We start from the raw sequence: 26985 nt of genomic DNA, 5'->3' as shown, positions 1-26985 counted from the left end.
CGAGATCCAATGCCCATCTATGAATATCATTGCAAAGCGTGTGGCCAGAACTTCGAGCACCTGGTGCTCGGCGGCAGTGAACCGTCCCATTGTCCTCACTGCGACGACACCCAGGTGTGCCGAATGATGTCCGCCTGCGGATTTGTCAGCAAGGGCAGCGGCGGCGAAACGGTAGGCAAATCGGCGTCGTCCTCGTCCTGCACGGGCTGTACGGCATCCAGTTGCGCCAGTTGTGGTCACTGATGGCAGCGCAAACCATTGTCGTAGGCACCCGCGGCAGCCAACTGGCCCTGTGGCAGGCCAATTGGGTCAAAGGGGCCATCGAACGCAGCCATCGGGATTTGACCGTCGAACTGTCCATTATCAAAACCAAGGGGGACAAAATTCTGGATGTCCCTTTGGCCAAAGTGGGCGGCAAGGGATTGTTCGTCAAAGAGATTGAAGAAGCACTGCTGGACCGGCGGATCGATCTGGCCGTGCATAGCATGAAGGACATGCCAGCCGAGATTCCCGCAGGTTTGTGCATCGGTGCCATCCCGAAACGGGGAGAACCCCGGGACGTGCTTATTTCAAGGGAAAATCTGCCTCTCGATCAGCTTAAACACGGCGCCCGCATCGGCACCAGCAGTCTTCGCCGGGGCGCACAACTGCTCCATGTCCGCCCCGATTTCGTCATTGTACCGCTGCGCGGCAACCTGGAGACCCGCTTGAAAAAGCTGCACACCGAATCTTTGGACGCCATCGTGCTGGCGGCTGCAGGCGTTCTGCGCATGGGCCTGTCCGAGCGTATTACCCAGGTTCTGGATGAAACGGTCATGCTGCCGGCCGTAGGCCAGGGCGCCCTTTGTATCGAAATTCGGGATCAGGACCCGCGTATCGCCGCAGTGATCGGCTCCCTGGACGACCCGACCACCCGGACGGTGGTCCTGGGAGAACGGGCCTTTCTGAACCGGTTGGAGGGGGGCTGTCAGGTTCCCATCGCCGCCCATGGGCATATCGACGACCATGGATACACGCTCGCCGGCCTGGTTTGCGATGTGGACGGGACCCATCGACTCGAACAGGTACGAACCGGCCCTGAATCCCGGAGTGAACGGATCGGCGTAGAACTGGCCGAAGCGCTCCTGGCCGAGGGCGCCGGAGATATTCTGGAAAGACTCAATACGGATGCACACAACTAATTCGACAGGACGCGTCTATCTGGTGGGGGCCGGCCCCGGAGATCCCGGCCTGATTACGGTCAAAGGGGTCGATTGCATCGCCCGGGCCGATGTGGTGATCTACGATTACCTGGCCTCGCCGACACTGCTGGCCCACGCCAATCCGGACGCAGAGATGATTTACGTGGGCAAAAAGGGCGGCGACCACACCCTTGCCCAAGAAGGCATCAACGCGCTGATCGTGGAAAAGGCCCGCCAGGGCTTGACCGTGGCCCGGCTCAAGGGGGGCGACCCGTTTATTTTCGGCCGCGGGGGCGAGGAAGCCGAAGTGCTCATCGCCGCCGACGTGCCATTCGAGGTGGTTCCGGGAGTCACTGCCGCCATCGGTGCGTCCGCGTATGCGGGCATTCCGCTGACCCACCGCGACCACACCTCCGACGTAGCCTTCGTTACCGGCCACGAAGACCCCACCAAAAGCGAATCCAGCATCGACTGGCAAGCCCTGGCCACCGGCATTGGCACTCTGGTTTTTTTCATGGGTGTAAAAAATTTACCCTCCATCGCGGCCAACCTGATGGCCAATGGAAGACCGGCCGACACACCGGTGGCAGTGGTCCGCTGGGGAACCACACCGAAGCAAAAAACCGTGACCGGCACCCTGGCCAGCATCGAAGACGATGTAAGGAAGGCCTGCATCAAAGCCCCGGCCATCATCATCATCGGCACCGTGGTCAACTTGCGGAAAACCATGCGCTGGTTCGAAAATCGGCCGCTGTTCGGCCGCCGCATCGTGGTCACCCGGGCCCGGGAGCAGGCAAGCGACCTGATCCGTCAGTTAACGGAATTGGGTGCCGAAGCGATCCAGTGCCCCACAATCCAGGTCAAACCAACCAGGGACTGGACGCCGGTGGACGCGGCCATTGAAGCCATTGACCAATATGACTGGCTCGTCTTCACCAGCGTTAACGGTGTGGATTATTTCTTTGACCGTCTGTTTGAAAAAGGTCACGATGCCCGCGCTTTAGGGCACATCAAAACCGCGGCTATCGGACCGGCCACGGCCAAGCGCCTTGAAACCCGTGGGCTGAAAAGCGACATCGTTCCCGACAACTACCGCGCCGAATCCGTTGTGAAAGCCTTTTCCGAAACCATCGTTCGGGGAACCCGCATCCTGCTGCCCAGGGCCAAGGAAGCCCGCAGCGTTCTTCCCGTGGAGCTGACCGGCATGGGTGCGACGGTGGACGAAGTCACGGTTTACGAAACTTGGCAGGCGGAAAACAGCGGCGACGAGCTGGTCAAACGCCTGGAGGCAGGCACCATCGACATGGTCACTTTCACAAGTTCCTCCACGGTGAAAAATTTCCGGAAACTGCTGCCACCGGATGATGCACAGCGCCTGATGAAAGGGATCACCGTGGCCAGCATCGGTCCCATCACCTCCCGGACGGCAAGGGATTTGGGCCTGGCCGTAACCATCGAGGCCGAATCCTACACGGTTCCCGGTCTGGTCCAGGCGATTTTGAACCATTCCTGGCAGCGCCGGTGAAACGCACCCTTTCTGATGTCTAACAACCTGTAAGCCTTCAGCATCCAGGAATATTTATGGCCAACGAATCCGATAAAGATGCCCCTTTCGTCGGAGAACTAGTGGACCGGGAAAAACGGCACCTGAACTATCTTCGCGTCTCCATCACCGACCGCTGCAATCTCAGATGTTTGTACTGCGCGCCTGAGGGCCGCATCCCCAAACTTAACCACGACGATATCCTCAGCTACGAAGAAATTCTGAGGCTGGTCCGCATCGGCATTCGGCTCGGCATTCGCAAAATCCGCATAACGGGCGGCGAACCCCTGGTCAGGAAAGGGGCCGTGGATCTGCTGCGTCGATTGGTTGCCCTGCGCGAACTTGAAGATGTCTCCCTAACCACCAACGGTGTATTGCTGGCGTCCAAAGCGCAGGAAATTTACGATGCCGGCGTTCGCCGCATCAACATCAGCCTGGATTCGCTCGTCCCCGAAAAATTCGCCCAGATTACCGGCTACGACAGATTCGAGCAGGTGTGGGCCGGGATCGAGCGGGCCCGCGAAATCGGCTTCTCGCCCATTAAAATCAATGTGGTGGCCATGCGTGGCATCAACGACGACGAGATCCTCGACTTCGGCCGTCTCTCCATAAACCGCCCCTTTCACATTCGATTCATCGAATACATGCCCATCGGCAACAGCCGCACGAATTCCCGGGACCAGATCCTGACACCGGAAATCCAGAATAAAATTTCCATGTTGGGGGATTTGATTCCGGTGGAAAATCATTGCCATGACGGCCCGGCCAGACGCTATCGTCTTGCCGGCGCCCTTGGGGAGATCGGATTCATCAGCGCCCTGAGCCAGCATTTCTGCAGCCGCTGCAATCGACTGCGTCTGACTGCCGATGGCAAGCTGCGCGCCTGCCTGCTCTCCGACCGCCACGAGCCGCTCAAGGAGCTGCTCAGGGGGGGAGCATCGGATGAAGCGTTGGCCGAAATTTTTCGAATCGCCGTACGCCAGAAAGCGGCCAGGCACCACCTTGCCTTAAATGGTTCCCCAACCGTCAACGACCAGATGCAGGGTATCGGTGGGTAGCCGACCACAACCCCTTGGTGCTTTTCCATCCTTCCCGTTAGCCTCACCAGACCAAGTGCCCTCCGGATATAACCCCTTGCATCGAAAGGGAATCTATGTTAGTTGTTTTTCTGGATGAAGGCAGGCAAGGGCACAATTGCCCACCTTGGCACCTTGGTTTTGAGCAACGATTCATCTGTTTTTTCTGCACTGATCTGGTACGTCAGCACTGAGGTTCAACCATGGAACGGGCAAATTTGTATCCGGACGAAATCCAAGCAGAAACATGTGTCAGTTCAAACGAAAAACAAAGCCTAACTGCTCGCCCTCTACCAACCCCCGTTGAGGAACCCAACCGCACATCCAAGCAAATCAATCTCGCTCAACTGATCAATAAGCTAAACGCAATTAATTTCCTCGATAAATACCTTTACATAAACTTCCGCCACAAACGGTATCGACGATTTCTGACCTTTAAGGCCAAGCCCAACCCTTGCCATAACGATCATTTAACTTGCCTGTGGCAACAGGATGTCGTCAATCTTGTCGATCAACCTAACTGCTATGAGTTTGGAAATATACTCATTCCAGATGGGAAACGGTTTATCACTGCTATCCCGGAAGTTCTGGAAATCGACAGCCAAGGTATTCAATTGCTGTTGCCGGAAACATGTAACGCCGAAGACGTTAGAAGCGCCAGGCGGCATGGGTGCCGGGGTGTCCATGTTTATGTAACCCAAAACGGAGCGCTGTTTTACGGATCGATGGTTGATTTCTCCGCATTTTCCTTTCGCGTGCAAGTGAAAACGGCGCCCCCGCAAACATTTGCTTGGATCAATGCCGACCTTCCGGTAAACGTGATCCTTTTCGACGGCGACAAGACGCTCTATTCGGGAGATTGTCGAATCTTCAAACAAACCCATGGTCATAGCAGCCAGGAATGGGTTTTAACGGTCACAAACCGTGAAATTAGGCGCTTTCGGCCCAAGGAATTCAGAAGTACCCGTCAGAAAATGGTTCCGTTGCCTACCATCAGTTTCCGTCATCCATTATCTAAAAATTACATTCAACTCGAGGTAATGGATCTTTCAGGGACCGGCCTGGCCGTTAAGGAAGAAAGCAAGCATGCCGTTCTTTTGCCAGGACTGATTATCCCGGATCTTCGGATATGCTTTAGCGACGGTGCTAACGTAACTTGTTCTGCTCAAGTGGTTTACAGCAAACCGGTCGAAAACGAAGAAGAACCGGGCATGCTCAGATGTGGCGTTGCCATTCTTGATATGGATGCGGATGAGCATGTTAAGATACTGTCTCTCATTCAACAAACTGGCAATAAGAATACCTATCTCTGCAATCAAGTGAACTCCGACGATTTATGGAATTTCTTTTTTGAAACGGGTTTCATTTATCCTGAGAAGTATGAATATATAGAGAGAAATAAATTTCTTATTAAACAAACTTATAAAAAGCTGTACACGGCCCCCCCCCAAATTGCTAGGCATTTTATCTACCAAAAAAATGGGTTAATTCTGGCGCATATGGCCATGGTTCGTTTTTATGAAAAATCATGGCTTATCCATCACCACGCTGCCCTTCGGACCTCTAGCAATAGGGGGGGGTTGGCAGTATTGAACCAGATCGGCAGTTTCATCAACGATTCACACCGGATCAACAGCATACGAATGAATTATGTTTTCTGTTTCTTTCGACCTGAAAACAAATTTCCCAGCCATGTATTTGGAGGTGCCGCAAAAAACATCCAAAATCAGAAAGGGTGTTCAATAGATCAGTTTGCTTACTTTCATTTCAGGAAAAAGAAGCACGGGGAAAATCTGTTGCCTCCGGGATGGGCGATTATGCCTGTGACCGACAGTGACCTTCGTGATCTTGAATGCAATTATGAGGAAAAATCCAGCGGTTTGATGATTCAAGCTTTAGATTTGGGATACGACAGCCATGATATTTCTGAGACCGAAGCGGCCTTTGCACAGATCGGTCTTCTTCGTTCCCGTCATCTCTATGCGCTTAAAATGTCGGGAGACCTCAAGGTCGTGTTCGTGGTAAACATGGCCGATATCGGTCTGAACATGTCGGACCTTACCAATTCAATAAAAATGTTTATCGTCAGACATGGAGGCCTTAACTACCAGATCATCCGAGCATGCCTGAGAACCCTGATTGATCAATTCCAACTCAACGAGATACCTGTGCTTACATACCCGGCAACAAGCGCTGAAGCGTTGGCCATTCCTTTTGAGAAAAAATACAATTTGTGGATTTTGAATATGAACCATACAGACGATTATTTCAGATATCTAAAACGATTGTTAAAATTCATTAAGCACTAGCAGGTGGATATGAAATCATCTCCGGTAGCTGATAAAAAAATATTCACTGAAAACAGCGCCCTCTACAACAGTCGGGGACTAAATGTCTGGATAAAGCTGTTAAAAGAAAAATATAGCTATATAGCCATAGAAGAAATTCTTGACTATGCCGGGATGAAACCATACGAAATCGCCGATCAAGGGCATTGGTTCACGCAGACCCAAATTGACCGGTTTTATGATAAAGTCGTACAACTCACCGGTAATAACAACATCGCCAGGGAAGCCGGGCGCTTTGCTGCATCACCTTCGCTAATCGGTGCATTGGGCCAATTTATTTTTGGTCAATTAGGCCCGGGAAAAGTATATCAAATTATCGGTCATGTTTCCGAAAGCTGCGCAAGATCTTCCAATTATTTCACCAAGAAGCTTTCACCGAACAAGGTAGAAATCACTGTAACGCCGAAACCCGGTGTAAACGAAAAGCCGTATCAATGCGAGAATAGAATCGGTTTGCTTGAGGCCATTACGGTTGGTTTCCTGAATAAACTTCCACGTGTTGAGCACACAGAATGTATCTTTCACGGTGCGGAATCGTGCAAATATATTATTTCATGGGAAATGTCAGCCTCTGATATTTTCCGTAACATTCGAAATTATATTACCTTTTTTTTACTTTCCGTTTGTCTCGTAATTGCTTGTTTCCAGCCTCAGATAACAGCTACAATTTATCTTCCCATAGCCTTGATCACTGTCTTTCTTCTATTCAGCACCGGTCAATTGGTCGAACAAAAAGAATTGAAGACAAGTTTGAATATTTTGAGCGATTCTTCTGATCGCCTGCTCAAAGAAACCCAGATTAACTATAACAACACCCTGCTGACCAACGAAATCGGACAGATCATCAGCAAATACACCAACATTAAGGATGTAATCGAAACGGTGGTGGGACTGTTTGAGAAACGCCTGGATTATGATCGTGGATTCATTCTTCTGGCCAATGCGGACCGTTCGCTACTGGAGTTCCACGCCGGATTTGGTTATGACCTTAACAAGCTTGATATCATTAAAAAATCGGCATTCCACTTGAACAAACCGGATTCGAAAGGAGTATTTGTGGTCTCCTTTCGCGAGCAAAAGCCGTTCCTGATCAACGATATCGAAGAAATAAGCCCCAACCTCTCCAAGAGAAGCCTGGCATTTGCACACCAGATGGGCAGCCAATCCTTTATCTGCTGCCCCATCATCTGCGACGGACAATCCATCGGCATTTTAGCTGTCGACAACCTGCGTTCCAAACGGCCCCTGGTGAAAAGCGATCTTAGCCTTCTCATGGGTGTCGCATCGGTGATTGGCATCAGCGTCCGCAACGCGGACCTAATGGAAGCCCGTCAACGGCAGTTCAGTTCCATCCTCCAGGTGCTGGCCGCCAGCATTGATGCAAGAGACCCCTTAACCGCGGGCCACTCCGAGAAGGTCACCGAATATGCACTGGGGATTTGCGAAGAGTTGAATCTGTCCACCAATTATCGTGAGATGATACGAGTGGCATCTTTGCTGCACGACTATGGCAAGATCGGTGTTCCGGACAGCATCCTGAAAAAGCCTGGCCGCTTGACCAAAGAAGAATACGAAACGGTAAAAACGCATGCCCAGAGAACACAAAGTATCCTTGAGCAAATCAATTTTGAAGGCATATTCAGCCAAGTCCCGGAGGTTGCCGGGTCCCACCATGAAAAAATGGACGGCAGCGGCTATCCCAACGGCTTGAAAGGCGAGGAGATTCCACTGGGTGCCAGAATTATCGCCGTGGCCGATTTTTTCGAAGCAGTTACGGCCAAACGCCACTATCGGGACCCCCTGCCCATCAGCTATGCCTTTCGACTATTGGAAAAAGGGCGCAGCGTCCACTTTGATGAAAAGGTTGTCGATGCCTTCATCCGCTACTATGAAAAAGAGGCACTCCAATCCGAATCGGTGGATACGGCCAAGATCGTCCCCATGAAAAGAGTATCCTGAATAGAATACCATTGCCCTCATTCCGCCTACTTTTAAACGGACCGAACTCCCCGGCAGCAGACGACCGGCGTGTAGATGAATCGCCGCGGATCGGCAAACGATGATTTGAATTCGCTATAAAATCCTTCGTATCCGTTCTCGTATTCCTCAAAATCGTACCCACAATTTTGGGCGGCTACTTCTACTTTCCGGGTCCAATCGTAGTCCTGAACGAAGTCCAATTCTCCGAAAATCAGGTGATGGGCCTCAATACGCACATCGATAGATTGAAAAGCCAGATCGTACAGCATCGCATACAACTTGATGCCCATACGAGGATCAAAGTCCGCATCGCACTCGAGCTTGGCCATTATTGCGTCAATGGCATTTTTCAGTCTTGATGGAATTCCATATTGATTCAGACAATTATGGTCCAAATCAACCAAACATAAGATCCCACCTGGTTTGACGATACGGGTGAGATTGCTAACGATCTCGAACGCCCGAGAACGATAGTATTCGAGAACAAAACGGATAAAAACAAAATCGAACGTCCCCAAATCGTCCAAAGGCTCGGTAATGTCTTTGCGTTGAAAGGATATCCCCGGAGTACCATAGTGCGTTATTGCGTGCTGGATTCGATCGTGGGATTGGTCAATCCCGACTATCGTTCCACCGGGACTAACCATACGATGCAGTAAGGCAGTGATCTTGCCGGGTCCACAGCCTACATCCGCCACTCGCATTCCCGGCTTCAGGCCGGCCCAGCGGACTTGAGCCGCAATCCGGTTCGTATCCGTTTTCATTTCCAGACGATGAGCCTCATTGTTATTTTCCATCAAGTAGTTCAATGGATCGATATCTCCATTTAAAAGGGGCAGCGCAACCAACGTTCCGACCTATTTTTCGCAAAACCATGTTGCCAAGTCCGATGAAGCGCCATTTTACTATCAACAGTCGGCGGTGAGGTACAGCTTTTTCAGCATCTCAGCGTTGCCGTGAGTCGCAAGGGATGCGTCAACAATTCCAGCGCATCGACAATATTAAGACAGACGACATCGGCAGCTTTCAGGCTGGCACTGCTGGCCCCCTCTCCTAAAATGACGGCAATTCCCAAAGCGGAGGCCTCGAGCATCAGGGCATCGTTGCGTCCATTGCCGATGCTGGCCGTCTGTGCAGCTCCCAGCCCGTTGACGAAGTTCAGCTTGGCTTGATCCTGGCGGCCCGGTTCCAGAACCGTCAAGCGGCAGTCGATTCCTTTCAGCCCGTCGCCGGCCTTACCGAAGGTATCGGCGGTCACAACGTGAACAGTAAGGTCCCGGGAAAGGGAGTTGAGCGCTTCTTTGACCCCAGGCAACAACACACCATCCACTGCCAGGGTGCCATTGTAATCCAAAACCAGATGGTCCAGAGCCAACGCCCCGAAGTCCGGAATCTGAATTGAAATCATCATGTTCTCCTTTTCATGGGTATTCGATCTGTTGTTGTTAGCCGAGATCGCCAAGAGACGGTTGTGGTCATATGGTTCAAACTGACACCCGCGACCACCATAGCGCCTCCAATCATCAGCGACAGCGTCAACGGTTCATTTAAAATGACATGGGCCAGGCAAATGGCGCTGATGGGTACGAAATTGATGAACAGGCTGGCCCGTGATGGGCCGATGGCCTGAATACCTTCGTAATACCAGACAAACCCCAGTACGGTCCCAAACCAACCCAGGTAAGCCAGATTGCACCAATCGGCCCACGAATAGGTCGGCAACGCGGCGGGCATTCCCTCAAAGCATGCGGGAATCAGCAGCGCCAGCATGCCAATGGCCGCCGAATGGGCCACTGCGCTTAGCGGCGCCAGGTCCTGCATCACGCGTTTTCCCAGCAACGAGTATGCAGCCCAGCTCAGCACACAACCGAAAATAAAAAAATCACCCCTCCCGATACCGCCGGCAAAAAGAGCCAGGGGATTTCCCCGGGAGATGGCGATAACGGCGCCGGAAACGGAAATACAAATTCCGGCGACCTTGGTCGGAGACAGTTTCTCCTTGAAAAACAGTGACGAAAGAATGGAAATAATAATGGGATTATTGGCGATGATAATGGATGCCCGGCTTGCCGCAACAAGCTTCAATCCGCTGAAGAAAAAGGTATTATAGGCAAAAACGCCAGTAAGCCCCAACAATGTCACCGGTAAGAAATGCCGCCTCTCCAGTCTTGGAATAGATCCTTCCCGTCCGGCGATGATGGCATACAGACACACCGCGGCAATGAAAAATCGAATAAAAGCGGCTGAAAAAGGAGGGATGGATTCGGCCAGCATCCGGCCGGATACAAAGGTGCCTCCCCAAAAAATGGCGGTCATCAATAATTTTAAGTAAGTGATCGTCAAAACGCCTGTCTCCGATAGTTTACAAAACCGTCTGACTGGCTAACGAACTGCCTTCAACACCTATTGTATGCCCGGGAAAAAGGAGTTGTTCGCTCCTCATTGGCAACAGGCTAAAGTACCCATCTCTGGTGCCGATAAAAAAGGTACCGAGAGGATCGTTTGTAGCCGTTTTTATCTTAAATCTCCAGAGTTTTTATTTGTAGAGGTATCAGTCCCTAAACCCTTGTAAGTGTCGATATATTAAATGTGAAAATGGAAAAAAGGATCCCAAACGGAATGGATAAGGAAAAGAATCTGATTGATTTCATCATCAACCTTCCCCTTTTTGTATTTCTTGAAAGAGACGATCTTTCTCAGGTTGCCGCCCGCATGGATTTCGTGGAACTCGACCCCGGAGACACCCTGTTCAAAGAATGGGACAAAGCCGATTTTGTCTGTTTTATTGAAAGCGGTGAATTGGATGTGACCAAGAAAACCGGCCCCGACAGCTTTGACGTCAGAGCAACGTTGCGCCGAGGGCGGTCCATCGGAGAGATGTCCATCATCAATAATTTTCCGCGATCTTCAACGGTGATCGCACGGTCGAAGGTCAGGTTGGCTGTTTTCGAGCGTGCCGCTTTCGAGGAAATTATGGAGAAACAGGTGGATATCGGGGTAAATATTCTTAAGGGTTTGGCCAACCTGCTGAGCGTAAATCTGAAAAAAGCATCCAGCCGGCTGGCGGACAACATGCTGCCCATGGGGTAAAAATCCCGCCTGCGCGGGAAATTTATATATACGAATCCGTCGGAAATGTGACTTTTTAGGCGTTCATCATTCTTGGGAGGCCATCTCCGCTTTCTCCTCCAGACGGTACATTTCGCTCTCAGAGATCATTCCCTTTTCGACCATGATATCGCCGATTCCGGCCCAACGTAGTTCATCCACCCGCAAAATGGTTTCCGGACGCTTGCTGTCCAGGCTGTAGAACGTGTACTTCATCGTCAATTCCTCCTTGGGCATTACGGAAAAGGACTTGTGGTAGTAGATGAAGTGATGCCCCAGAATATAATACCCGATGGCGATGACGATACCGATGGTGATGTATTTTTTAATCTGTTTCCACATTGTCGAGCCTCCCTTTATCCTAATATATTGAATTTATATTAGAATCAAGAAGATTTTTTAGACAAAAGACGCATTTCGTTCATGGTCGCCGTGAAATCCCCGGAAGCGAAGACTTAAAATCGTCTGCAAACGATAAACGGCATACCCTAAAAACCTGACGGCCAATCGCCGATTTTCATAAAAAAAAGGGGTCGGCGATATGCGCTGACCCCCTGATTTCTTTATGGTGCCGGAGCTCGGAATCGAACCGAGACGGGGTCGCCCCCGGTGGATTTTGAGTCCACTGCGTCTACCAATTTCACCACTCCGGCATGGGTTGGCTTATATAGGGAAAAACTAAGCGATTGTCAATCAATTTGACGGCTTCGTTCCCAGTGCCGCCTCAATCCTCTTTCTGGAAACGGCGCCCTCCCGTATGATTCGCGGTGGCCAGCATGTGGCATCCAGTATGGTGGACCCCGCTCCGCCGGCAAGAACGCCGGCATCCACAATCAAATCCACCTCGGCACCTATGCGTGGATCAAGGTTCGCCAGGTCGAATACGGCCGGGCAGCCGGACAGGTTGGCGCTGGTAGCGGTAATGGGGCCACCGAAATTTGTGACCAGGGCCTTGGCCACCGGGTGGGCCGGCATGCGGATACCGATTTTTCCCGTTCCGCCGGTAAGGAGGGAAGGCACCCCTTCCCCGGCTTCAAAGACGAGCGTAATTCCTCCGGGCCACAAATCCATCAGCGGCCGGGCAAAATCGGGGACGAAACGCACCACCTTGCCCATTTCGTCCAAATCGGGCACCATCACCAGCAACGGCATGTGGTGCGGCCGGCGTTTGACAGCGAACACGCGGTGTATCGCCTCGGGAGAAAACGCGGCGGCACCCAGACCGTAGAGGCCTGTCGTGGGGAATACCAGCACACCCTGCTGGTTCAATACGCCAACTGCCCTGCGAATATTGTTTTTGTCCGGATCGGACGGGTCGATGTTAACGATCCTATCGATACAGGGCGAGTTTTTCGGCTTTCTTTTCAACCTCGGCAGCCATCTCCCGTTTAAAAGCCGCCAACTGGTCGGCCAGTGATTCGTCATTCAATGCCATCATCTGCACGGCCAGAATCGCCGCATTTTTGGCCCCCGGCTTTCCGATGGAAACGGTGGCCACAGGAATGCCCGGCGGCATTTGAACGGTTGATAGCAGGGCGTCCATTCCCTGAAGGCAGGAAGAATCGATGGGAACGCCGATTACCGGAAGCGTGGTATGGGCCGCCAGGACGCCGGCCAGATGTGCTGCGTGACCTGCCCCGGCGATAATCACCTGAAGCCCACGCTCTTTGGCTGTGGCGGCATAGGTGGCGGCTCTCTCCGGACTGCGGTGGGCGGAAGCCACGGTCATTTCGATGGGGATCGTAAATTTCTTGAACACCCCCAGGGCTGCTTCCATGACTTTCAGATCCGAGTCGCTGCCCATGACAATCCCGACCCGAGGTACCGCCTGCATACGAACCAGGGCTTTCTTGCCGATGTCTTTGCGGTAGTGAACGCCCTGCCAATCGATCTTGGCCACCGCCTGGTACGCCTTTTTGATGGCGGCATCCACCGTAGGTCCTAAAGCCGTAACCCCTAAAACCCGTCCGCCCTGGGAGAGAATCTTCTTCCCCTTAGCGCTGGTACCGGCATGAAACACGACCACGTCCCGCATGCGGTTGGCCGCATCGATTCCCTTGATTTCCAATCCTTTTTTGTACTTTCCAGGATAGCCACCCGAAGCCATCACCACGCACACCGAGGCCCGCGGATCAATAGTCAGGCGGCAGGCGTCCAGGCGCTCGTCGATCACCGCTTCCATGATCGGAACGATATCGTCCTGCAAGCGCACCAGCAGCGGCTGCGCCTCCGGATCACCGAAACGACCGTTGAACTCAAGGACCTTGATCTTGTCCCGGTCGATCATCAGTCCGGCGTACAACACGCCTTTGTAAGGGCAGCCCTCGGTGGCCATGCCCTTGACCATGGGAATCATGATTTCGTTCATGATGCGCTCGTGCAGGTACTGGTCCACCACGGGCGCGGGTGAGTAGGCCCCCATTCCGCCGGTGTTGAGCCCCTTGTCGTCATCGAAGACGGGCTTGTGGTCCTGTGAGGAGGGCAGCGGCAGGACGGTTTTGCCGTCGGTGAACGCCAGAAAGGAGGCTTCTTCCCCGACCAGGCACTCTTCCACGACGACCTGGTCCCCGGCTTCGCCGAATTCCCTGTCCACCATGATCTGCTTGAGGGCATCCATGGCCATCTTCTCAGTACTGCAGACAATCACCCCTTTTCCAGCCGCCAGCCCATCTGCCTTGACCACCAGAGGCGCGCCCATTTGCTTCACATAGGCCTGGGCCGGTGCCAAGCGGGTGAACGTCTGCCCCTTGGCGGTGGGAATGCCGTATTTTTCCATGATCGCTTTGGCGAAGGACTTGCTGGATTCGACCCGGGCCGCTTTCCGGCTGGCACCGAATATACGCAGGCCGGCAGCCTCGAATTGATCGACAATTCCTTGGGACAAGGGATCTTCCGGGCCCACCACGGTGAGATCGATCTCCTCTTTCTGGGCAAAGGCCAACAGTTTATCGATATCGGCGGCACCGATGGGGACGCACTTGGCCAGGCGGGCAATCCCCGCATTGCCGGGTGCACAGAAGATTTTCTTCACCTGTTTGCTTTGAGCGATTTTCCAGACCAGAGCATGCTCCCTGCCCCCACCACCGACAACCAACACTTTCATAGCGTCCTCCTCCGTTAGCCGTTGATATCGTCATCCCCGAACTTTTCCAGATTTTCTTTAAGCTTCAAGCTTTCAGCCTTCAGCTCTTATTCTTCGATCTTCCCTTTCAGCTTTGAGCGATGAGCTTTCAGCCCTTGTCATCCTCTGGTCGTTTGACGCCGCCGCGCCGCCATTCCCAACTCGATCAGTCGGTCCAGCAATTGGCTAAAGGATAGACCGGCCGCCTTAGCCGACTGCGGATAGAGGCTGGTGGCCGTCATACCGGGAATGGTGTTGGTCTCCAGAACGTAGAAATCCCCGTCCTTGAGAATCATATCCGTTCGGCTGTAGCCCTGGCAGTAAAGGGCCTTGTGGGCAGCAATGGCGCATGCCTGCGCCTTGCGGGTCAACGGCTCGTCGAGTCGCGCCGGGCAAATCTCCTCGGTGGCGCCGGCCTGGTATTTGGCTTCGTAATCGAAGAACTCATGGCTTTCTCCCGGAATGATCTCGATCAACGGGAGCGCCTCAACTGTTTCATTGCCCAGCACACCGCAGGTGATTTCCGTGCCTTCGATAAACGCCTCGATCATGGCCGTGGCACCGTAGCCCAGTGCCTTTTGGATCGCAGCGGTCAGGCCATCGGTCTGTCGGACGATGGACATCCCCACACTGGATCCGGTTTCCACGGGTTTCACCACCACAGGCAGGCCAAGCTGTTCGACGATGCGATCCGCATTGACGGCCTCGCCCCGTTGGACCAGTCGGTAAGGCGGAACAGTCAGACCGGCCCTTTCGTAAAGATGCTTGGACAACAACTTATTCATGGCCACTGCGCTGCCCAGCACACCGGCTCCCTGATAAGGAATATCCAGCAAGTCCAGCAAACCTTGCACGGTGCCGTCTTCCCCGTAAGGACCGTGCAGAATAATCAGCGCACAGTCGATTTTTTTGGCATCGCTTACCAGCCGGGGAATATCCGCCTTGGGGTCGTAGGTCTCGACCTCGTATTTGTTTTTGTCCAGGGCATCGAAGACCTGCTTGCCGCTGTTGAGAGACACATCTCTTTCGGACGAAATACCGCCGAAAATCAAAGCGATGTTTTTTTTGGTGATCATTGGCGTTTCCTTCCCGAATAGATGGCGGCGACGGCCGCGCCAGGGGTGCAGCCGTGGTTCCGTTCCCTAAGCGGCGGTCCCGCTCCGGAACCGATTATTGGTTGAGGGGGCACACTCGCCTGCCGTGGATTATGGGCCGGCGCGAAATTGTCAACCCTTCAGCAGATGGCGTTTGGCCCTGTTGAACTCATCGACGGTAATCAGATCTTTTTCCAGCAGACGAGCCAGTTCTGCCAGTTCCGAAACTTCCGGATTGCGCGGGACATCCGGGTCTTCAAGACGGGGGACATCAATCGGTGCATCGTGTCCGATCGCCAAAGGCTTTGCGGGTTCTCCAAGCTTAACGGTGGCCATGCCGCCGAGAAGGCTTACCTCCACGGACCTTCCGTTGAACACGGGATTTCTCAACATTTCACGAAGGGATTTTCCTTCCGCCCGCATGCGCCTTAAAAAAAGAAAAGCGGAAAGGCCGACAACGGCAATGCCTCCGAGGACAATCCACAGCATATAGTTGACGACACCGCGGAAAAAAAGCACCAGAATTGCCATACCGGCAATCAGCAGGACATGCAGTGCCAGGATAAAATATGCAAGCAGTACGCTTTTGACCAAACCGTCGTTCTCTTTGTTTTTGCCTAACATGGAAACCACCGGGTGAAAGCTTACTTACTCTCGAGACGTTCGACCAGATCGCCGTAATACCTTTGGGGGACATCGAACGAGGCATGAGTGTCTCGAGTGGAATTGAGCTTTAAAATCAAAAAATTGAGCTTTTTGATGGTACGATACTTTTGCGTCGTGTCGGTCATTCCGGCCAGCAAATCCTCGGTCGCCCGAATCTCTTTTCGAAGGTGGACCTCCGGCGGCAGACAATCGGCATTTTTCAGGACCTTGTGCGCCATTCGCAAGTCCTCCGGGATATGCCGGTCATCTTCCAGTTGCAGCGGCTGACCACTGCCGGGAAGATTTTCAAAGGACCCCTCGTCCTGGGCCTTTTTTATTCTTGCTTCGATGATCTTTTCGAAACCGGGAAACATGCGATCCTTCTCACCGGGCGCGGCAGAAAAAAGACTGCCGGTTGATACGCCGGGATGTACAATGGTTGTCGAGCGGGCCGCGGGTGCAACGGACGGATTATATTATACCGCATCGACCGATTTCAAGGACTATTCTCCACGGCAATGGGGCTTTTGGTGGAAAGGCGGGCAGGCCTTACCGTTTGGCCAGGCGTCCGGTCAGGCTTCGTGTATACTGGCGAGCCTTTTTTACAATCGTTTCTATCATATCCGGATCCAGGGGGATGATGGACCGTGTGGCGTCGTCCAGTGATTTGGCAGGAACTTTGCCGTTTCTCTCCTTGTCGGTTTGACCACTGAGATAGTCCGCAAAATGAACAATATGGGACAGGAGATGGTCGCCGGCGGACGATGGTTGGTGGTGGTTGCGGATGCCGAAGGCAATGGATTTCGGCAAGCTCCATTTTTCACATAGAATCGCCGCAATGACGGCATGATTGAATCCCAGGATATGGCCTTCCGCCTCCTGGATCGTTTTTTCCGGATAGGTCGAAAAATAATGGTCGAACAACACTTTACGTTCACGTACGTATGGATCCAGGATGATTTTACCGATATCGTGCAGCAGACCGGCCATATAGGCGCTGTCCAGGATGTCATCGGCCACGATGGCGGCGATTTCACTGGCCGTACAGGCCACAAGAATCGAATGGCGCCACATGTCACCGGCTTTATGTCCATAGCCGTCCATGGCTCTCCCCAGGACCCCGCCGGCGCTCATGGCCGTGATCAGCTCCGCCAGCCGCCGGGTCCCGAACAGGGACGATGCATGCTGTATGGTTGATACCTTACCCCGAAATCCGTAATAGGCGGAATTGGCGACTTTCAGAATACCGGCAACCATAGAGGGGTCGGTCTCGATGATTTTGGCCAGTTGGGCCGGGGTGGTAGCCGGCAGTTGGATCAGCTTCTGAACCTTGATCATCACCTCCGGCATGGCCGGCAGTGAGGCGGTATGCGAAACGATCTTGCGGATCAGTTCCCTGCCGGATTCGAACACCGGAACCTCGGGCTTTCCTGAAAACGAGGCGGCAGGCGCGGCAACGGTTTCCGGCATTTGGAAAGTTCCATTGCCCGCCATGACGCTGAGGCGGGTCAATTCCTTGTTGGCCGTTTCCAGACGCGTCACCAGCTTTTTGATGATCTTGTCCTTGAATTTTTCACGAACTTCGGCGGAGAGCTGCTCAAAAAGCAGGTGGTCCAGCTTCAATGCAATCACCGCATCCCTGGCAACGACATTGGCGGTTCTTCGGGTATCGGTTAGAAAGGCCATTTCGCCGAAAATATCGCCGGCCCGCAAAACGGCCAGCAAGGTGCCACCGGCGGATTCGGTAACCGCCACATTCCCGGAAAGTATAATGAACAGACTCCGGTCGCTGCTGCCCTGACGAATCAGCAGTTCTCCTGGATTATACATCCTGAAGTGGGCATCTTCGGATGTAATCTGGCACTTTTCGTCCGCAGTGAACGTGTCGAAAAAAGCGAGCCGATGTATAATTGCAGCGACATCTATAGGATTAACGGTCATGCGTGTCTTTACCTGGTCACCATGCGCGTCGGATCTGCATTCGTCGAGGATGAATTTTTGCGGTGCGGCCGGCGTCACATTCATTCCTCCTGAAAATAGCTTCGTGTTCTTGACCTTATTATCGATATATCGGCCAGTTAATGGATTTCATGAGTCCATTGGGTAAATCTGTGCGAAAATGTTGATCACGGTTATGGGCGGTCGACGGATTCGGTTAAAGAGAAAGGCGACTTGATCCGATATAAGAAGTATGTCACCTATAACAATCATCCTTCATATTCAACCATGGCTGTGCTGTGAATACAAACTCGCAGAGAGGACCGGCAGGAGGGTTACGTGGATCAGATCTTGGGCAACCGAAGAAGACCCCGTTTTGCGGTCAGGGACATGACCTTAACCATCAACGGGAAAACCTATAGAATTTTCAATATCAACGCACACGGTGTGGGCTTTTTGATCGACTCGCCGGATGAGGTCGAAATCGGCACCGAAATCGGACCGATGATCGTCAACGGTCGTGTATCGGCACGGGTAGTCGGCATCCCGCGACACATCTCTCAGGTCATATCCTCCAAAAAGGAACTGCATTTCACACCGGGATGGGTCTGTGGAACGGAATTTACTACCCAACACGATCTCGATGGGGGTAAGCTGCTTGAAGAGTATATTGCCGAAAATATCGAACGGGAGGCGGAAAAGAAGGAAGAATGAGGAATGGCTGCCGGTTCCAGGACAACAGGAATCGTGCAGCGGCCTTGCGCCCATGCTCGGCATGGGAGTATTTTTTTGACTTCATCCGACAGGGTATGGAGGCTTCCGCGCAGGAGCGTAGGAACCAGTTAGCCCAGCCCAACAATACTGTCCATTATCCCTTGCGTTTTCTCAGCCCCGCAATCCCAAGAATACCAGAGCCAAGGAACCACACAGCTCCCGGCATAGGTGTCGGAATAGGTGCCGAATTCAATTGTGACGGGCACGAAACAACGGCCACCAAATCCGTGTAATCCGCATCCCCAAGATTGAGATCTTCGAAGGCGATCAGCCAGACATCGTCCAAGCCGACATTATATTCAATACCATACAGGCTGTAAAAAGTGTCCAGCAACGTCTGGTCGTTGATGGCGAATGCCAGAAAATGATCCTTCTGGCCCAGGGGATTGAGTTCTTCATCGGCATAATCCTCGCTGAAAGCTAAGCCCAGGCCGGCTTCACCCTCACGAACGATCCGGCCGCTTAAACTGACGATACCGCCCGTATCGATCACTTCATCCGGCCCATTGCGGCGGACCAGCAGGTTGATGGGAAAGGGCGGGGGATGTCCTGCGGGTCGAGTTCATGCTGTCTTACCTTTCTCCCCTTTGTGTAAGGGGTTTGTGTAAGACAAGCGATAAACGCCATTTTCAGACCAAATAAGAAACCCATTGACTGTGACATCAATGGGTTAAGTGTTATCTGGTGGCGATGCAGGGACTTGAACCCCGGACGCTGCGGATATGAGCCGCATGCTCTAACCAGCTGAGCTACATCGCCATTGTTTTTTCGTTGCCGAAAAGAACAGCGGACTATTAACAGCTCATTCCCCGTTAGTCAAGCCGAAAACCGAACCTTTTATTTCAGTGAAGTCGATCCCGTCACCTCAATGGTGAATTCCTCCAAATCTTTGGGAAGATTGGAGAACACCACCATAAAGGGGATGGATTGACCCGGCGCTACCTTGACGTTGCTGCGGTTGTCGCCCAGTCGATTGGACAGTCGGCTTTTGATCTTGTCCCACTCCAGATTGGCCAGCTCGAGATCGGACATGATATTTCCGCCATAGACCTTTTCCTGGTTGACCGCGACTTTTCCGGTGGAAAATATTTTTCCGGACAGGGTGATCATACCACGATTTTCGGAATAGCCGTTTTTCACCTTCCCGGACACCACAAAAAGCTTGCCCACACTGGCATTATCGACGAACTTGCTGTTGATATCGTAGGTCGTCAACTTCAGGCTGCCCGGATCGTTTACTTTGGGTTTGAGATAGTCGCTGAGAAAGGGGATTTCGATGCCATTTTTGTCCAGCAGGTAGTACGTCCCGTAAGCGACGCCACCGAGGATAACGACGATCAGCAGAAACACCAGCGACTTGCTCATACCCTTCTTAGCTGGCTTGACTTTTTTGGGTTTGGACGGTGCAACCGGTGGAGCAACGGGCTCCGGCGCTGCGGGTTTCGCTTCTTCGGTTGCTGGCTCGGGAATGGCAACGGTTTCTTCCAGCCCCTCATCTTCTGTTGCCTGATCGGCCTTGGCCTCCTCCTCCACCTCGAACTCCAGCTCCATGTCAGCCGCTGCCTGCTCGACACCCCGGCCACCGGATTCGGATTGCGGTGTCTCTTCGAAATCAGACAGGTCAAACTCCAGGTCGCTGTCGACCGCCGCGGGTTTCGGAGTAGCGGCGGCCGCCTGGCCGTCGTCCAGATCCAGTTCCAGCTCCGCATCCTCCGGGCCCTCGTCAGGCGCTTCCTCGTCCACATCTTCCAGGGCCTGTTCGAGGTCGGACAGATCCAGTTCTTCGTCCGCCACCAACTGGTCCTCTTCGCCGGATTCGGACATCCATTTTTCGGTTTCGAGACTTGCCTCGATGTCCAGGTCAAGGTCCTGATCCGGTGCGGCGGTGAATTTTGGACCGGCATCTTCCGGCTCTTCGAGCATCTTCTCGATTTCGGACAGGTCAATCTCCTGATCGGCATCAGCTGATTCCTCAAGGTCGGCCTTTTCGGCCGGCTCCTCTTTATCCAGGTCGAATGACAAATCCTCTAAGGCTTCATCCGCCTCATCGGCGGCCGTAGCATCCGCTTCAGGGGTGAAATCACCCTCATCAAGGGACAATTCAAGGTCTTCCATTTCCTCTGCGGCAACGGTAGCACGGTCTTCCTCGCCGGCCTCATCCTCCTCCAGGAGGCTTTCCAGGCCGCTCAGGTCCAGGTCGTCTTCAAGCAGAGAAGATTCGGTATCCGGCTGCTTTACAGGAGCAATTTCCTCTTCCATGTCAAGCTGCAGGTCCAGTTCGTCGTCAAGGGCCTTTTCCGCATCCGTTGCAGCCGGCTCTTCGACCGCTTCACCTTTTTCCTCGGCGTCCAAATCCAACGAAAGATCTTCCGCGGATGGCTCTGCCGTGTCTTCGACGTTTGGCGCCGAGGGCGTTGCTTCTTCTTCAATATCCGGCTCGATATCCAGCGTCAGGCTCAGGTCATCCAGATCGTCCATGGTCTGCGGACCGGCATCCTTTGCAGCCGTTTCCGATGTGCCGGCATCCTCAGTCTCCAGGGAGAAATCCTCGTCGAGGTCGAAGGTATCGTCATCCAGATTGGCGATCACGGTGGCGGTTCCTTCGTCATCGCCTTCGGTTTCGGAGGACATTTCCAAATCAAAATCTTCCTGATCCAGATCGGCGATCACCGTTTCGTCCCCATCGGTTTCCATATCGATGTTGGAAAGGTCCAGATCATCGTCGTCCAGACTGGCGATCATCGTTGCGGTTTCGTCTTCGGGTTCGTCATCGGATTCGGGAGAAAGATCAAGGTTGAAGTCGTCATCGTCCAGACTGGCGATAACCGTGGCATCGCCTTCTTCTGGGGCTTCGGGTTCGGCTTCCAGGGAAAAATCCTCCAGATCTTCCTCCAGGGCATCGCTGACGGCATCTTCGATTTCCTCGGCCGGGACCGTTTCCTCCGGCTCCTCATCCAGCGCAAAGTCAAGATCGGTGCCGTCGGCGAAAAGATATCCGTCGTTTTCTTCGAGAACATCCTCTTCTGGTGTCGCTTGGACAGCAACATCTTCTTTCGGCAAGGGTTCCTCTGGAACGGCGGGTGCCGGCGGCTCGGGCACTGCCTGAGTTTCCTGCGGCACCGGTTCAGGTTCAACGGGTTGGGGCTCCGGCTCAACGGCGGGTGCCTGGGCAGGAAAAGCGGTGAATACATTGGCGCAGACCGAACACCTGACCTTCGAACCAGTGGGTTTGATCATCTTGTCATCAAGATTGAAACTGGTGTTGCATGCCTCACAGGTGATAATCATGGCACCCCTCGCAGACTAGAGTTTCATATGGTAAATTTGTGGTAAATTCCTAAAGTCCTCTGCATAATCCAGGCCGTAACCGACGAGAAAGCCTTTTTCCACAGAGCAGCAAACATAATCGACATGGATCGCAGCCTTGCGCCGCTCTTTTTTGTCGATCATTGCGCAAACCTTGATGCTGCTGGGACCAAAGGTTTTTAAATGCGCGATTAAATAGGAAAGCGTCAAACCAGTATCGACAATATCTTCGACAACGATGACATCCTTTCCACGAATATCGATATCAATGTCTTTTTTCAGAACGATGTTCTCTGAAGATACCGTATCGGCTCCATAGCTGGAAGCTTGAAGAAAATCTATTTTAACGCGCTCTAAGGTCAGTTCCCTGGCCAGGTCGGCAAGAAAAAGAAACGCTCCTTTAAGAACCCCGACCAGTACCAGTTCTCTGCCCCGATAATCCGTCGAAATGATTTCCGCAGTCCTGGAGATTTGTTTTTTAATTTTATCTTTATCTAAAACACACGTAAAATCAGGCATATATGGTCTTTACTGCCCGCTATGCAACCGGCAGGCATTCAAGATATCGAAACCGGGAGAAGCATAAGCAACGGGATTCTATCGTATTATGTGGGTATCGCCAATCAAGTTCGAGTAAAAAAACAATCGTTTTACGGCCACCCGAAGAACACCGATTTCAGGGTGCCAATTTGGCAAAAAAGTACCCTACCGTGGGTTAGTTGTCAATGAATTTAATTCGTTACATACCGGTGGCGGCTAGTTTTTGCACGATCTTTTTCTGTTCGGAAGTCAGCTTTTTGGGGATATCCACGGAAACGGTGACGTACAGATCGCCCTTTGAATGGCTCTTCATCTTCGGAAGCCCGTGCCCGGCCAGGCGCATCCTTGTCTTATGGCGGGTTCCCGGAGGGATTTTGAGGCTCAGTTCCTTGCCTTCAAGGGTCGGTATCCCCACGTGGGTCCCCAGAAGAGACTCGCTGAGCCGGATGGTAATGGTGGTGTGAAGGTCGTATTCCTCGCTGGTGAAAGTCGGATCGGCACTGACCTGTGACTGAATAAAGAGATCCCCGGCCGGCCCACCGTATCCGCTGGGCTCGCCCTTGCCGGCCAGCCGAAGCTTCTTTCCGGTAATCATTCCGGGTGGAATCTTAACCGTTATGTTTTCGCTTCGTCCCTGATGCTGAAACGACACGGTTTTGCTGGTTCCACTGGCCACCTCCTGCAAGGTCAGGGGCAGTTCGTACACCAGATCGGACCCCTTAACCGGCGCCTGCCGCCGCTGGTAACCGCCGAAGGGCCCGCCGCCACCGCCAAAAGGAGAACCACCACCAAATGAAAAGCGCATCCCCTTGCCCCCGAAACCGAACTCCTTGAGAATATCTCCCAGGTCGGCATTCCGGAAGATATCCTCCTGGGAGTATCGCTGATGAAAATCGGCAGAACCGAAGGTATCGTACTGTTTGCGTTTTTCCTTGTCGCTGAGCACCGCGTAAGCTTCGCTGACCTTCTTGAACATGTCTTCGGCGTTTTTTTCGCCCTTGGAGTGGTCCGGATGGTATTTCATGGCCAGCTTGCGATAGGCCTTTTTAATTTCGCTGTCGGTGGCGTTTTTAGCCACCCCCAAGATCTTGTAGTAATCCTGTTGGGACATAATCGTATCGCTCCATGCACGTTGATGATCTCGTGAAAAACCGATTCCCGCCCACCTTTTGCGGCAAGGCATTTGTCGCAGAGAAAATAAGGTGGTTATCTTTTGATGTCAAGTGGTTGCGTCTTTGTTAAATGCCATCGGGCTCTTTTTTGGAAAAGCGTTGGATCACCTGTTTTTCCATGTGCGCAGATGGACCATGAGCACGGAAATGGCCGCCGGCGTCATACCCTCGATGCGGGATGCCTGCCCCAAAGATGTAGGCCGGACGGCGGCCAGCTTTTCCCTGAGTTCGCTGGAAAGTCCGTGAATCAATGCATAATCCAATTGGTCGGACAATTTGATTCGCTCCAGATGCCTGAACTTTTCGATCTCCTGAAGCTGGCGTTGAATGTACCCTTCGTATTTGATTTCGATCTCGACCTGGCGCGTCACCCGTCCTTCCGGGGCAGGCTCGGCCGGCGCCAGCCGATTGACGGCCTCGTAACCCAGTTCGGCCCGTTTGAGCAGTTGGTCGAGGTGGACACCGTTGTTGAGGGCTGGGGTTTGCCGCTCTTCGAGATAGGCGTTGACCTCGGGGCGGGGCTTGATCACCGTCTTTTTGATCCGCTGGATTTCGGTCTCGATCATCGCCTTGCGCTCTCGATTGTCCTTGAGCGTACCGGCATCGAGCAGTCCGAGTTCATAACCGATCTCGGCCAAACGCAGGTCGGCATTGTCTTCTCTGAGCATCAGCCGGTATTCGGCACGGGAAGTGAACATGCGGTAGGGCTCCCGCGTCCCTTTGGTCACCAGGTCATCCACCATCACGGCCATGTAAGCCTGGCTGCGGTCCAGGACAAATGCCGGCCGCTGCTGCACAACACAGGCGGCGTTGATGCCGGCCCACATCCCCTGGGCCGCCGCCTCTTCGTATCCCGAGGTACCATTGATCTGGCCGGCCATGAAAAGGCCTTCGATCCGTTTGGTTTCCAGGGTGGGCTTGAGCTGCAGCGGATTGACGAAATCGTACTCGATGGCGTAGGCCGGGCGCATGATCTCCGCCTCTTCAAGACCGCACACGCTTCTGACCATCCGGATCTGGACCTCCATTGGCAGGCTGTTGCCCAACCCTGAAGCATAGACCTCGCGGGTATCCAGCCCCTCGGGCTCCAGAATGATCTGGTGACTCTCCCGCTCGGGAAATCGAACGATCTTGTCTTCGAAGGAAGGACAGTAGCGAGCCGGAACCCCTTTGATGATCCCACTGTGCAGGGCCGACAGGTGCAGGTTGTCGCGCACCAGTTGATGCACGGCCTCGCTGGTATGCCCGATATAGCTGTGCCTCCGGGGCAGCCTGGCCGAGGGGTTGGAAAAAGAAAATGTCGGTGTGCCGTCTTCCAGGGGCTGTTTTTCGAACCGGGAGAAATCGATGCTGTCCCGATCCAACCGCGGTGGGGTGCCGGTTTTCATGCGCCCCAACATGAACCCCAGTTCCTTTAAGTGGGCCGGCAGGCCGTAGGCGGCGAACTCGCCCGCCCGGCCGGCCTGCATGGTTGCAAAGCCGATATGGACCAGCCCGGAAAGAAAGGTGCCCGTGGCCAGCACCACGCAAGGGGCCTGGTAGCCGAACCCGGTGGCATCCTCAATCCCGAGAATCCGGCCGCCCTCGACGACCAGTCGCTCGACCAGGGCCTGCTTGAGATCCAGGTTGGCCTGGCATTCCACCACCGCCTTCATGGCCGTGTGATAGCGCCCCTTGTCGTTCTGGGTCCGCGTGGCCTGGACCGCGGGCCCCTTTTTGGTATTGAGGGTCTTGTACTGGATGGCCGTTTGATCGGCGATTTTGGCCATCTCCCCGCCCAGGGCGTCGATCTCTTTGACCAGATGCCCTTTGGCCATGCCGCCAATGGAAGGGCTGCAGGGCATGGCCGCGATCTTGTCCAGGTCGATGGCCAGCATCAGCGTGCTGCAACCCATGCGTGCCGCCGCCAGGGCTGCCTCGCAGCCGGCATGCCCGCCGCCCACGACGATTACATCGTATTTTTTCGGATAATTTGCCATCTGTTGTACTGTACCAATAGAATTATTCTCTTCAAAGATTTTGGGTTCCGGAGATTACGTATTGAGCCGAATGCCAATATCGCGCTATAATATTTTTTTAATTGGAACTTTGTAGAGTGCACAATAGTACTGTCTATACAGCAAGGTCAAGAACCGGATAACCATGGAAAAAAGGCCCTACCGGGATCTGAACACCTATTTCAAATCCCTTTTCGGATGCCGGGTCCACAAAGTCACCGTCGATGCCGGTCTTTCTTGCCCCAATCGCGACGGGACCCTTTCCACAGGGGGCTGCATTTACTGCAATGCCCGGGGCTCCGGTACCGGCGCCCGCCAAAAAGGGCTTTCCATCACGCAGCAGATCGAGCGCGCCAAGGACAGGATTGCCCGCCGGTTCAAGACCAACAAGTTGCTGGCCTACTTTCAATCCTTTACCAACACCTACGCGCAGGTTGAACGGCTGCAGGCCATGTACGACGAAGCCCTGGCCGTGGAAAATGTCGTTGGAATGGCCGTGGGCACCCGTCCGGACTGCGTGGATGACACCAAACTGGACCTGCTTGAAAGCTACGCCCGCGACCATCTGGTCTGGGTGGAATACGGCTTGCAGAGCGCTCACAACCGAACCCTTGTCCGAATCAATCGCGGCCACGACGTCGCCTGTTTCGAAAAGGCGGTGGCGGCTACCCGCGGGAGGAATATCCGGATTTGTGCCCACGTGATTCTGGGGCTTCCCGGGGAATCCCGAAAGGATATGCTGGCCACCGCGGATTTCATTGCCGCCATGGCGTTGGACGGCATCAAGCTTCACCTGCTGTATGTGGTGCGGGGAACCGCCATGGAAACCTTGCACAGCAAAGGTGCCTACCGCTGCCTGGAGCAGCGCGAATACGCCGAACTCGTCTGCGATTTTATCGAACGCCTCCCTGATACGACGATCATTCAGCGTCTTACCGGCGACCCCCACCCCCGGGAGTTGGTTGCCCCGGACTGGTCCCTGCAAAAAAAAGAAACCGTCGATCTGATTCATACCCTGTTCAGGGAAAAGAACACCTGGCAGGGCAAACGATATCGCGGCGGGAACCCCTCCTGAATTCAGGCATCCAATTATTTCCATTTTTTTTCGATGGTTTCGCAAAAAGTCAAAGTTGACCCATTGATGTCATTCCTGCACAGGCGG

The 26985-nt window shown here is 53.5% G+C and carries 24 protein-coding genes and 2 tRNA genes; 9 read left to right on the top strand and 17 right to left on the bottom strand.

Translation table 11 applies throughout. The features are described 5' to 3' along the window. Positions 1 to 9 precede the first annotated feature (9 nt). The 6 genes from GN111_RS31845 (at position 10) to GN111_RS31820 (ending at position 8107) form a co-directional block, all read left to right on the top strand. Positions 10 to 243 (top strand): FmdB family zinc ribbon protein, encoded by a 234-nt coding sequence (locus GN111_RS31845; RefSeq protein WP_155307602.1) that lies wholly within the window; start codon positions 10 to 12, stop codon positions 241 to 243. Then, on the top strand, positions 243 to 1181 hold the full coding sequence (hemC, locus tag GN111_RS31840; RefSeq protein ID WP_155307601.1) for a hydroxymethylbilane synthase: 939 nt from the start codon (positions 243 to 245) through the stop codon (positions 1179 to 1181). The genes GN111_RS31845 and hemC overlap by 1 nt, the downstream gene beginning before the upstream one ends. Continuing rightward, on the top strand, positions 1168 to 2706 hold the full coding sequence (cobA, locus tag GN111_RS31835; RefSeq protein WP_155307600.1) for a uroporphyrinogen-III C-methyltransferase: 1539 nt from the start codon (positions 1168 to 1170) through the stop codon (positions 2704 to 2706). Before hemC ends, cobA begins: the two co-directional genes overlap by 14 nt. A 56-nt stretch (positions 2707 to 2762) precedes the next feature. After that, the gene (gene moaA / locus GN111_RS31830; RefSeq protein WP_155307599.1) at positions 2763 to 3782 is read left to right on the top strand and encodes a GTP 3',8-cyclase MoaA; all 1020 of its coding nucleotides are present in this window, start codon (positions 2763 to 2765) and stop codon (positions 3780 to 3782) included. 221 nt (positions 3783 to 4003) lie between these two features. Next, positions 4004 to 6109: a PilZ domain-containing protein gene (locus GN111_RS31825; RefSeq protein ID WP_155307598.1), complete on the top strand. Its 2106-nt coding sequence runs from the start codon at positions 4004 to 4006 to the stop codon at positions 6107 to 6109. A gap of 9 nt (positions 6110 to 6118) precedes the next feature. Next, positions 6119 to 8107 (top strand): HD domain-containing phosphohydrolase, encoded by a 1989-nt coding sequence (locus GN111_RS31820; protein ID WP_155307597.1) that lies wholly within the window; start codon positions 6119 to 6121, stop codon positions 8105 to 8107. A 32-nt stretch (positions 8108 to 8139) separates the two neighbouring features. On the opposite strand, the gene GN111_RS31815 is transcribed toward GN111_RS31820, so the two are convergent. The 3 genes from GN111_RS31815 to GN111_RS31805 all read right to left on the bottom strand — a co-directional run bounded on the left by GN111_RS31815 (position 8140) and on the right by GN111_RS31805 (position 10471). Further along, positions 8140 to 8976, bottom strand: coding sequence for a methyltransferase domain-containing protein (locus tag GN111_RS31815; protein WP_231715617.1), 837 nt, complete (start codon positions 8974 to 8976; stop codon positions 8140 to 8142). An 89-nt stretch (positions 8977 to 9065) separates the two neighbouring features. Beyond that, complete coding sequence (locus GN111_RS31810; RefSeq protein ID WP_231715616.1) at positions 9066 to 9539, bottom strand: HAD family hydrolase; 474 nt, start codon at positions 9537 to 9539, stop codon at positions 9066 to 9068. After that, on the bottom strand, positions 9536 to 10471 hold the full coding sequence (locus GN111_RS31805; RefSeq protein WP_197740465.1) for a DMT family transporter: 936 nt from the start codon (positions 10469 to 10471) through the stop codon (positions 9536 to 9538). The genes GN111_RS31810 and GN111_RS31805 overlap by 4 nt, the downstream gene beginning before the upstream one ends. A 276-nt stretch (positions 10472 to 10747) precedes the next feature. On the opposite strand from GN111_RS31805, the gene GN111_RS31800 reads away from it, so the two are divergent. Then, a complete protein-coding gene (locus GN111_RS31800; RefSeq protein WP_170302554.1) occupies positions 10748 to 11218 on the top strand; it encodes a cyclic nucleotide-binding domain-containing protein in 471 nt (156 codons plus the stop codon). Positions 11219 to 11284: 66 nt separating this feature from the next. Here GN111_RS31800 and GN111_RS31795 read toward each other — a convergent pair whose 3' ends face one another. From GN111_RS31795 to GN111_RS31760, 8 genes are all read right to left on the bottom strand, one after another. Then, complete coding sequence (locus tag GN111_RS31795; RefSeq protein ID WP_155307595.1) at positions 11285 to 11578, bottom strand: hypothetical protein; 294 nt, start codon at positions 11576 to 11578, stop codon at positions 11285 to 11287. 224 nt (positions 11579 to 11802) lie between these two features. Continuing rightward, positions 11803 to 11889: transfer RNA gene (locus GN111_RS31790), tRNA-Leu, on the bottom strand. Positions 11890 to 11929: 40 nt separating this feature from the next. After that, the gene (locus GN111_RS31785) at positions 11930 to 12604 is read right to left on the bottom strand and encodes an L-threonylcarbamoyladenylate synthase (RefSeq protein WP_231715615.1); all 675 of its coding nucleotides are present in this window, start codon (positions 12602 to 12604) and stop codon (positions 11930 to 11932) included. Further along, the gene (purD, locus tag GN111_RS31780; RefSeq protein WP_155307593.1) at positions 12567 to 14339 is read right to left on the bottom strand and encodes a phosphoribosylamine--glycine ligase; all 1773 of its coding nucleotides are present in this window, start codon (positions 14337 to 14339) and stop codon (positions 12567 to 12569) included. Before purD ends, GN111_RS31785 begins: the two co-directional genes overlap by 38 nt. A gap of 137 nt (positions 14340 to 14476) precedes the next feature. Further along, positions 14477 to 15433 (bottom strand): D-alanine--D-alanine ligase family protein, encoded by a 957-nt coding sequence (locus GN111_RS31775; protein WP_331457697.1) that lies wholly within the window; start codon positions 15431 to 15433, stop codon positions 14477 to 14479. A gap of 150 nt (positions 15434 to 15583) precedes the next feature. Further along, positions 15584 to 16075 (bottom strand): SHOCT domain-containing protein, encoded by a 492-nt coding sequence (locus GN111_RS31770; protein WP_155307592.1) that lies wholly within the window; start codon positions 16073 to 16075, stop codon positions 15584 to 15586. A gap of 20 nt (positions 16076 to 16095) precedes the next feature. Then, entirely contained in the window at positions 16096 to 16470 is a 375-nt protein-coding gene (locus tag GN111_RS31765; protein WP_155307591.1) for a DnaJ family domain-containing protein, read from the bottom strand. 175 nt (positions 16471 to 16645) lie between these two features. Next, positions 16646 to 18115, bottom strand: coding sequence for an HDOD domain-containing protein (locus GN111_RS31760; protein WP_170302553.1), 1470 nt, complete (start codon positions 18113 to 18115; stop codon positions 16646 to 16648). Between the two features lie 258 nt (positions 18116 to 18373). Between GN111_RS31760 and GN111_RS31755 the strand changes: the two genes are divergently transcribed. Then, positions 18374 to 18748 (top strand): hypothetical protein, encoded by a 375-nt coding sequence (locus tag GN111_RS31755; protein WP_155307589.1) that lies wholly within the window; start codon positions 18374 to 18376, stop codon positions 18746 to 18748. A 154-nt stretch (positions 18749 to 18902) separates the two neighbouring features. Here the strand turns inward: GN111_RS31755 and GN111_RS31750 are convergent, their stop codons facing one another. The 6 genes from GN111_RS31750 to mnmG all read right to left on the bottom strand — a co-directional run bounded on the left by GN111_RS31750 (position 18903) and on the right by mnmG (position 25805). Beyond that, a complete protein-coding gene (locus GN111_RS31750; protein ID WP_155307588.1) occupies positions 18903 to 19301 on the bottom strand; it encodes a hypothetical protein in 399 nt (132 codons plus the stop codon). A 189-nt stretch (positions 19302 to 19490) separates the two neighbouring features. Continuing rightward, positions 19491 to 19567, bottom strand: a tRNA-Met gene (locus GN111_RS31745). A 78-nt stretch (positions 19568 to 19645) separates the two neighbouring features. Further along, the gene (locus tag GN111_RS31740; RefSeq protein WP_155308223.1) at positions 19646 to 22096 is read right to left on the bottom strand and encodes a zinc-ribbon domain-containing protein; all 2451 of its coding nucleotides are present in this window, start codon (positions 22094 to 22096) and stop codon (positions 19646 to 19648) included. Positions 22097 to 22111: 15 nt separating this feature from the next. Continuing rightward, positions 22112 to 22633 (bottom strand): hypoxanthine phosphoribosyltransferase, encoded by a 522-nt coding sequence (gene hpt, locus GN111_RS31735; RefSeq protein WP_155307587.1) that lies wholly within the window; start codon positions 22631 to 22633, stop codon positions 22112 to 22114. Positions 22634 to 22853: 220 nt separating this feature from the next. Then, positions 22854 to 23765, bottom strand: coding sequence for a DnaJ C-terminal domain-containing protein (locus tag GN111_RS31730; RefSeq protein ID WP_155307586.1), 912 nt, complete (start codon positions 23763 to 23765; stop codon positions 22854 to 22856). Positions 23766 to 23930: 165 nt separating this feature from the next. Further along, positions 23931 to 25805: a tRNA uridine-5-carboxymethylaminomethyl(34) synthesis enzyme MnmG gene (mnmG, locus tag GN111_RS31725; protein WP_155307585.1), complete on the bottom strand. Its 1875-nt coding sequence runs from the start codon at positions 25803 to 25805 to the stop codon at positions 23931 to 23933. 163 nt (positions 25806 to 25968) lie between these two features. On the opposite strand from mnmG, the gene mnmL reads away from it, so the two are divergent. Next, positions 25969 to 26898 (top strand): tRNA modification radical SAM protein MnmL/YtqA, encoded by a 930-nt coding sequence (mnmL, locus tag GN111_RS31720; RefSeq protein ID WP_155307584.1) that lies wholly within the window; start codon positions 25969 to 25971, stop codon positions 26896 to 26898. Positions 26899 to 26985 lie beyond the last annotated feature (87 nt).

Source organism: Desulfosarcina widdelii, from assembly GCF_009688965.1.
Lineage (GTDB): Bacteria > Desulfobacterota > Desulfobacteria > Desulfobacterales > Desulfosarcinaceae > Desulfosarcina > Desulfosarcina widdelii.
The sequence above is the reverse complement of the archived record's forward strand: the minus strand, read 5'-3'. Positions and strand labels throughout refer to the sequence as shown.

Bases quoted from the DNA above. Each gene is read 5' to 3' on its own strand.
- cobA (WP_155307600.1), top strand. From the start codon at position 1,168: ATGCACACAACTAATTCGACAGGACGCGTCTATCTGGTGGGGGCCGGC.
- GN111_RS31845 (WP_155307602.1), top strand. From the start codon at position 10: ATGCCCATCTATGAATATCATTGCAAAGCGTGTGGCCAGAACTTCGAG.
- purD (WP_155307593.1), bottom strand. From the start codon at position 14,339: ATGAAAGTGTTGGTTGTCGGTGGTGGGGGCAGGGAGCATGCTCTGGTC.
- GN111_RS31775 (WP_331457697.1), bottom strand. From the start codon at position 15,433: ATGATCACCAAAAAAAACATCGCTTTGATTTTCGGCGGTATTTCGTCC.
- GN111_RS31820 (WP_155307597.1), top strand. From the start codon at position 6,119: ATGAAATCATCTCCGGTAGCTGATAAAAAAATATTCACTGAAAACAGC.
- GN111_RS31765 (WP_155307591.1), bottom strand. From the start codon at position 16,470: ATGTTTCCCGGTTTCGAAAAGATCATCGAAGCAAGAATAAAAAAGGCC.
- GN111_RS31730 (WP_155307586.1), bottom strand. From the start codon at position 23,765: ATGTCCCAACAGGATTACTACAAGATCTTGGGGGTGGCTAAAAACGCC.
- GN111_RS31795 (WP_155307595.1), bottom strand. From the start codon at position 11,578: ATGTGGAAACAGATTAAAAAATACATCACCATCGGTATCGTCATCGCC.
- moaA (WP_155307599.1), top strand. From the start codon at position 2,763: ATGGCCAACGAATCCGATAAAGATGCCCCTTTCGTCGGAGAACTAGTG.
- GN111_RS31770 (WP_155307592.1), bottom strand. From the start codon at position 16,075: ATGTTAGGCAAAAACAAAGAGAACGACGGTTTGGTCAAAAGCGTACTG.
- hpt (WP_155307587.1), bottom strand. From the start codon at position 22,633: ATGCCTGATTTTACGTGTGTTTTAGATAAAGATAAAATTAAAAAACAA.
- GN111_RS31825 (WP_155307598.1), top strand. From the start codon at position 4,004: ATGGAACGGGCAAATTTGTATCCGGACGAAATCCAAGCAGAAACATGT.
- hemC (WP_155307601.1), top strand. From the start codon at position 243: ATGGCAGCGCAAACCATTGTCGTAGGCACCCGCGGCAGCCAACTGGCC.
- mnmL (WP_155307584.1), top strand. From the start codon at position 25,969: ATGGAAAAAAGGCCCTACCGGGATCTGAACACCTATTTCAAATCCCTT.
- mnmG (WP_155307585.1), bottom strand. From the start codon at position 25,805: ATGGCAAATTATCCGAAAAAATACGATGTAATCGTCGTGGGCGGCGGG.
- GN111_RS31800 (WP_170302554.1), top strand. From the start codon at position 10,748: ATGGATAAGGAAAAGAATCTGATTGATTTCATCATCAACCTTCCCCTT.
- GN111_RS31810 (WP_231715616.1), bottom strand. From the start codon at position 9,539: ATGATGATTTCAATTCAGATTCCGGACTTCGGGGCGTTGGCTCTGGAC.
- GN111_RS31740 (WP_155308223.1), bottom strand. From the start codon at position 22,096: ATGATTATCACCTGTGAGGCATGCAACACCAGTTTCAATCTTGATGAC.